Origin of the sequence: Streptomyces roseicoloratus, assembly GCF_004117935.1 — a bacterium.
GTDB classification, from domain to species: Bacteria; Actinomycetota; Actinomycetes; order Streptomycetales; family Streptomycetaceae; genus Streptomyces; species Streptomyces roseicoloratus.
This window is the reverse complement of the sequence record NZ_SDOY01000177.1, coordinates 43,124-49,699: the sequence shown is the minus strand read 5'-3', so window position 1 is coordinate 49,699 and position 6,576 is coordinate 43,124. Positions and strand designations below refer to the sequence as shown.

8 protein-coding genes are annotated in these 6,576 nt (G+C 71.6%); 3 read left to right on the top strand and 5 right to left on the bottom strand.

The features are described from left to right. Nucleotides 1-114: 114 nt before the first annotated feature. Both ESG85_RS36480 and ESG85_RS33480 read right to left on the bottom strand, forming a co-directional pair. Entirely contained in the window at nt 115-225 is a 111-nt protein-coding gene (locus ESG85_RS36480; RefSeq protein WP_246095538.1) for a DUF397 domain-containing protein, read from the bottom strand. Next, entirely contained in the window at nt 188-1,138 is a 951-nt protein-coding gene (locus tag ESG85_RS33480; protein ID WP_246095536.1) for a helix-turn-helix domain-containing protein, read from the bottom strand. The genes ESG85_RS36480 and ESG85_RS33480 overlap by 38 nt, the downstream gene beginning before the upstream one ends. A 126-nt stretch (nt 1,139-1,264) precedes the next feature. Here ESG85_RS33480 and ESG85_RS33475 point away from each other — a divergent pair, with 126 nt between their 5' ends. The 3 genes from ESG85_RS33475 (at nt 1,265) to ESG85_RS33465 (ending at nt 3,309) form a co-directional block, all read left to right on the top strand. Next, entirely contained in the window at nt 1,265-1,654 is a 390-nt protein-coding gene (locus ESG85_RS33475; RefSeq protein ID WP_128984941.1) for a hypothetical protein, read from the top strand. Nucleotides 1,655-1,738: 84 nt separating this feature from the next. Then, nucleotides 1,739-2,320 (top strand): TetR/AcrR family transcriptional regulator, encoded by a 582-nt coding sequence (locus tag ESG85_RS33470; RefSeq protein WP_128984940.1) that lies wholly within the window; start codon nt 1,739-1,741, stop codon nt 2,318-2,320. After that, entirely contained in the window at nt 2,317-3,309 is a 993-nt protein-coding gene (locus ESG85_RS33465) for an alpha/beta fold hydrolase (protein WP_128984939.1), read from the top strand. The genes ESG85_RS33470 and ESG85_RS33465 overlap by 4 nt, the downstream gene beginning before the upstream one ends. Here the strand turns inward: ESG85_RS33465 and ESG85_RS36475 are convergent. From ESG85_RS36475 to ESG85_RS33450, 3 genes are all read right to left on the bottom strand, one after another. After that, on the bottom strand, nt 3,290-3,568 hold the full coding sequence (locus ESG85_RS36475; protein WP_246095534.1) for a hypothetical protein: 279 nt from the start codon (nt 3,566-3,568) through the stop codon (nt 3,290-3,292). The genes ESG85_RS33465 and ESG85_RS36475 overlap by 20 nt on opposite strands. 680 nt (nt 3,569-4,248) lie before the next feature. Then, nucleotides 4,249-5,307, bottom strand: coding sequence for an RNA polymerase sigma factor SigF (locus tag ESG85_RS33455; protein WP_128984959.1), 1,059 nt, complete (start codon nt 5,305-5,307; stop codon nt 4,249-4,251). Nucleotides 5,308-5,542: 235 nt separating this feature from the next. Further along, entirely contained in the window at nt 5,543-6,391 is an 849-nt protein-coding gene (locus ESG85_RS33450) for an RNA polymerase sigma factor SigF (protein ID WP_128984937.1), read from the bottom strand. Nucleotides 6,392-6,576 lie beyond the last annotated feature (185 nt).

Genomic DNA, 6,576 nt, shown 5'->3' with positions numbered 1-6,576 from the left:
AACAAGGGCGGCCGCACCAGAAGCCCACCAGACACGGCCCGCCCCACCAACCCCAGAAGCCCTACCGCACCCCCGCCCGCCGCGGCCTCTGTGCCCTCGCGCGACGGAAACGATTCACAGGCTGTGGATGAAGCTGTCCCAGACTGAACGCTCGAAGACGACAGCCGGGCCTTCCGGGGACTTGCTGTCACGTACGGGGACGAGGCCGGGGAATCCGGGGGCGATTTCGAGGCAGTCGCCTCCGTTGGCCCCGCTGTAGCTGCTCTTGATCCAGGTCGCCGCGGACAGATCGTGCCTCTGCATGGTGCCCGTACCTTTCCATCATGTCGCTGATCAGAGCGGCGGACTCGCGGCCCGACAGGCAGTCAGCCCTCAGCACATCATAGGTTTGGCAGTGTCGCGCGAAGACGGCCGGATCGTCGCTGAAGTGGCCGCTGTCGAGCGACTCCGAGTAGACCCACTGCCGCCCGTCGGGCAGCAGAATCAGCGACATCGACGCGTCCGGCCGGTCGATCCCCGGCTGGTTGAAGGGCGCCACCTGCACCCGGATGTTGGGCAGTCCGCCCACCTTCAGCAGGTGCGCGCACTGCTCGCGCATGACGTCGGCATCTCCGACCATGTTCCGCAGACAGCTCTCGTCGAGCACCGCGATGTACACCGGCCCGCCAGGCGAGAGGAAGCGCTGCTGGCGGCTCAGCCGGGCGCGGACGCGCTCCTCCACCTCCTCGGCGTCTTCGAGTCGCTGCGCGTACAGGGACTGCGCATAGGCAGGGGTCTGCAGGAGGCCCGGCACCACCTGAATCTGGTACGCCCGGATCTCCGTGGCCTTCGCATCCATCTCCGCCCGGCGCTCGAACCAGTCGGGGTGCTGCACCTGCGGGTACCAGTCGATCCGCCCCCACAGCCGGAACAACACCCCGCCCGTCTTCAGGATCTCGTCGCACGCCTTCGCGAACGCGTCCGTCGGCACGCGCTTCGCGGCCTCCACCCTGGCCACCAGTGAGCGGTCGCACGGGATCAGGCATGCCAGTGCTTCCTGTGTCAGACCCGCCGACTCCCGGTAGTGCCGGAGGAGTTCGCCGAACACCTCCGCCGTCGTCGCGGCCGCCTCGCTTCCCGTCGTGCTCTTCTTGGGCACCGCAATCCCCCTTGTGACAACAGGCCTTGGAACGCGATCAGCGTTGTGGCCCCCCTCTCCATTGAGCAACGCTGGAACCACGCAGAGTAATCGCCCGATCGGGTGAGGCATGAGAGGAACAGCGCGATGGCAGGGTGCTCGGGTGCAGGCGCGGGGCTGGAGCGTGGTGACTACCTGTTCGATCCGGCGGCCGGCAAGGTCGGCGAGTACCGGGGGCAGGCCGGGCCCCACGCCGTGCTGCGGCCCGTCGGTGGTGGGCGGGAGTGGCGGGCGGATCCTGAGCGCGTGCGTCCCGCGACGCGGGACGAGCGCATCGCTGCCGGGGTCCGGGCCGTCAACGAGCGTGCCGGCGCGGCGTACGAGCTGCTCCGCCCGCCCGTCCCTGTCCCGCACTGCGTCCACTGCGCCGCGCTCGCCGCCGCCCGTGCCGCCGCCCGTGACCGCTTCGACTGGAGCGCCGAGACCGACGCGAACGTCCTCCTGCGTCGGCATCTGCGGGCGGATCACCCCGAGTGACCGGTTCCGCTCGTAAATCGGGTGCGGCCGAGATCCTAGAGGCATTAGCTTTTTGGCTGGTTCCCCTAGGAAGGAGTCGCGCGCATGGTGCGTCGTCGTGCCGGGATCACCCCCGAGCTCCTCGTTCGGGCCGCCGCCGAGCTCGCCGACGAAGGCGGGCTCGACAAGGTCACCGTCTCCGCGCTCGCCCGTCGCTTCGGCGTCAAGGACGCGAGCCTCTACTCACACATCCGGAACCTCCGCGATCTAAGGGTCCGGCTCGCGCTCCTCGCCTCCGCCGAGATGAACGACGTCATCGGCGCCGCCGTCGCCGGGCGTTCCGGCAAGGACGCCCTCGTCGCCTTCGCCGGCGCGTACCGCGACTACGCGCTCGCCCACCCCGGCCGCTACGCCGCCACGCAGCAGCGGATCGAGCCCTCCGAGGTCGCCGCCGACGGCTCCGTCCTCGTCCGGGCCGTCGAGCTCACGTACGGCATGCTCCGCGGCTACGGGCTCACCGAGCCCGACCTCACCGACGCCGCGCGCCTGCTCCGCGCCACCTTCCACGGCTACATCCACCTCGAACTGAGCGGCGGCTTCCACCACACCCGGCCCGTCGCCGCGTCCTGGGCGCGTTCGCTCGACGCGCTCCACAGCACCTTGGAGACCTGGGGGAACATCCGATGAATGCCACGAGCGCCACGCGTGTCGGGAGTGTCGTCGTGCCCGGTGCCACCCTCCGCTACGAGGCGCGCGGCAGCGGTCCCGTGCTCCTGTTGATCCCCGGAGGCGCCGGCGATGCCGGGATGTACGAGGGGATGGCGGACCGGCTCGCGGCCGCCGGGTACACCGTCGTCTCGTACGACCAGCGCGGGCTGTCCCGCAGCCCCCTCGTGCGTCCGGGCATCGCCGGCGACCAGTCCGTGGCCGAGTGGGCCGACGACGCCCTCGCCGTCCTCGCCGCCGTCTCCCGCGACGGCGGAGAGACCACCCCCGCACCACCTCCGCCCGCGTACGTCTTCGGCGCCAGCTCCGGTGCCGTCGTCGCGCTCGCCCTGCTCGCCCGCCATCCCGGCCGGGTGCGTCGCGTGGTCGCCCACGAGCCGCCCCTCGTCGAGCTGCTCGCCGAGCCCGCTCCGTACCGCGACCACTTCGCCGAGGTGCGCGAGCTCCACCGCACCCGGGGGCTCGGGCCGGCCATGGCCCGGTTCGCCGAAACGCCGGACGGGCGCAGGCCCGAGCGCCACGACGCCGAACTGCCGGAGTTCATGCGGCGGATGGCCGACCGCATGGCGGCCAATATGCCCGTGTTCCTGGAGCACGTCCTGTGCCCCTTCTCCTCCTCCGCGCCCGACCTCGACGGGCTGCGCGTCGCCGCCGGGAAGCTGGTCCTCGGTGTCGGGCGCGGGACGGGCGATCAGGAGGCGCTGGTCGGGCCCGCCCGGCGGCTCGCGGAGCTCACCGGCGCCCCGGTGACGGCGTTCCCCGGCGGGCACCTGGGTTGCGTCGAGCAGCCGGAGCCGTTCGCCGGGCTGCTGCTCGACGCCCTCCGTGCCGGGTCCGCCGCCGAGTCGGCCGCCGAGTCGGCCGCCGAGTCGGCCGTCGCGGCCGTCGCCGTCTCTGCTTCCGAGCCCGTCGCTGCGCCCGTCGCCGCGCCTACTGCCACGTCGCGCTGACCCGCTGCGTGTCCACGCGCATGCCGAGCGGGACCCGCCAGGACTCCACGCAGACCGTGTAGGTGTGCGTACGGGCCGTTCCGGCCGCGATCGGCGCGGGCAGCGGCTGGGAGGACGTGAACGTGCCCCAGTCGATGCCCAGCGCTCCGATGACGTGCGTCGCGAAGCTCACCGTGCCCGAACGCGCCGCCGTGCCACCGGCGTTGCGGAAGGTCACGGTGACGTTCTCGCACCAGCGCCTGTCGGTGTCGGTGAGCACGGGCGCGGAGAGGGTGAGCGCGGCGGGCGTCGGCGGCTTCGTGGTCGCCGACGGGGACGGTGCCGGTGCCGGGGGCGGTGACGAGGGGCGTGCCGGCGGGCGCGGCGCCGTTGTCGTCGGTGCCTGACCGGACGGGGTGGCGGGTGCGGTCGGGCGACCTGGTGTGCCTGGTGTGCCCGGCGTGCCTGGTGTCCCGCCCTTGACCGGGGGCGGGGCCGTCGCCGTACCGCTCGGGGCCGTACCGCCACCGCCCTGCCCGCCGTCCGGTCGCGGTGACGGGCGCGACGTGCTCGACGTGAGGCCGGGGGACATGGCGTCACCCGGTTTCGGGTCCAGGGGGACCAGCGTGACCGAGCCGGAGGGCGCCACCGCGCCCTTCGGCGAGGTGCCGGCACCGACCGCCGCGTATCCGTCGCCGTCGTCGCCCGACCCGCACGCGGTCAGCGCTCCGCCGAGGCAGAGCGCCGCCGTGAGAAACACCAGCCGCCTCCGTCGCATCCCGCCAGTGTGGCTGACGACCCGTCAACAAGGAAGCAATACGACGGACTTCCGGTCGACGGAGCGGACTTCGTGGTAGAAGGCCGCTCCGGTCTGCTCTCGTCCGCTCCGGTCCGCTCGGTCCACTCGGTCCGCCCCGGTCCGCCCCGGACCACTCGGTCCGTTCGTGCCTCGCGGTGGCGTCAGTCCGCGATCAGGCCCTCCCGCAGCTGTGCCAGCGTGCGCGTCAGGAGGCGGGAGACGTGCATCTGGGAGATGCCGACCTCCTCGCCGATCTGTGACTGCGTCATGTTCGCGAAGAAGCGGAGCATGATGATCTGCCGTTCCCGGGGCGGGAGTTTGGCGAGCAGCGGCTTCAGGGACTCGCGGTACTCGACGCCTTCCAGGGCCGTGTCCTCGTAGCCGAGGCGGTCGGCCAGGGAGCCCTCGCCGCCGTCGTCCTCGGGGGACGGGGAGTCGAGCGAGGAGGCGGTGTACGCGTTCCCGACGGCGAGGCCGTCGACCACGTCCTCCTCCGACACCCCGAGCACCGCGGCGAGTTCGGGCACGGTCGGCGAGCGGTCGAGCTTCTGCGAGAGCTCGTCGCTGGCCTTGGTGAGGGCGAGCCGCAGTTCCTGGAGGCGGCGCGGGACGCGCACCGACCACGAGGTGTCGCGGAAGAAGCGCTTGATCTCGCCGACGACGGTCGGCATCGCGAACGTCGGGAACTCCACGCCCCGTTCGCAGTCGAAGCGGTCGATCGCCTTGATCAGGCCGATGGTGCCGACCTGGACGATGTCCTCCATCGGCTCGTTGCGGGAGCGGAAGCGGGCCGCCGCGTAGCGCACGAGCGGGAGGTTGAGCTCGATGAGGGTGTCGCGGACGTACGTCCGCTCGGGGCTGTCCGCGGCCACGCCCTCGTCGTCCAGGGCGCGCAGCCGCAGGAAGAGGGAGCGGGACAGGGTCCGGGTGTCGAGTGCCTCGGGCGCGACGGCCGGCGGTGCGGGGTGCGTCTCCGCCCCCTCGGTGCCGTCCGTGGCGGTGGCGTCCGTGCGCGCGGTGGTGTCGGGGACGGCGAGGTCCGCCACGGCGCGGTCCGCGATGGCGACGCCCGAGGCGCCGAGGTCCGCCGCCGTGGCGTCCGCGGCGGTCGGTGCCGTCGTCTGCGCCGGAACGGGCGTCTGCGCGGGCACGGGCGTCAGCGTGGGCGTCTGCATGGGCGTGAGCGTGAGCACCTTCGAGCTGCCCTGTTCTGCGGACATGCCACCCCCTTGAGGTCGCGGACGGTCGTGGCGGCCACGACCATCTGAGGAACGCAGCCTCCACCTGAATACCGGAGGCGGGGCTGCGGCAAACGCGGTTCCTGCAGAATGTCACATGTCGGCAACACGCTGTAGTGACATGTCGACATCGTGAGCTGACATATCCGCAGGAAACAAGGGGTGTACGGCAGTTGATGGCGCGTGAGGTCGCTCGGAAGCGGTATACCCGTTCCGGCTACGCCTCGATCCGATTTGCGGATCTCAATCGGGCGAAGCTCCGGGCGAGGAGCCTTGACACGTGCATCTGCGAGACCCCCAGCTCCTGGCTGATCTGGGACTGGGTCAGGTTGCTGTAGTACCGCAGCATGAGGATGCGCTGCTCGCGCTCGGGCAGCTGGACGAGCAGGTGCCGTACGAGGTCGCGGTGTTCGACCCCGGCGAGCGCGGGGTCCTCGTAGCCGAGCCGGTCGAGCAGGCCGGGCAGGCCGTCGCCTTCCTGGGCGGCCTCCAGGGAGGTGGCGTGGTAGGAGCGGCCGGCCTCGATGCAGGCCAGCACCTCGTCCTCGCCGATCTTGAGCCGTTCGGCGATCTCGGCGGTGGTGGGCGAGCGGCCGTGCGCGGTGGTGAGGTCCTCGGTGGCGCCGTTGACCTGCACCCACAGCTCGTGGAGGCGGCGCGGGACGTGGACGGTGCGGACGTTGTCGCGGAAGTAGCGCTTGATCTCGCCGACGACGGTGGGCATGGCGAAGGTGGGGAACTGCACGCCGCGGTCGGGGTCGAAGCGGTCGATGGCGTTGATCAGTCCGATGGTGCCGACCTGGACCACGTCCTCCATCGGCTCGTTGCGGCTGCGGAAGCGGGCGGCGGCGTAGCGGACGAGCGGCAGGTTGGCCTCGATGAGCGCGCCGCGCACGCGGTGGTGCTCGGGGGTGCCGGGTTCGAGGTTCTTGAGCTGTCCGAAGAGCACCTGGGTGAGGGCGCGGGTGTCGGCGCCGCGGGCGCTCTGGGGGCGGGGGCGTGGGTGCTCGGGGGCGGCCCCGGCCTCGTTCTGGGGCGGGACTTGAGGCGCTGTACTGGCCGGCACGTTCACGCCACCCCTTCACGTCAACTTCGCAGGTCAACTTCGGTCGACTCATCCGTCAAAAGCGGTCATAGCATCACAAGACATGTCCACTGTGTGCAAGCACCGGATAACTACGTGTTGAGGGCGCGTTGGACGGGTAAAAACCTCGGCCCCTCGCCGTTCGACGGCGAGGGGCCCAGGCTGAG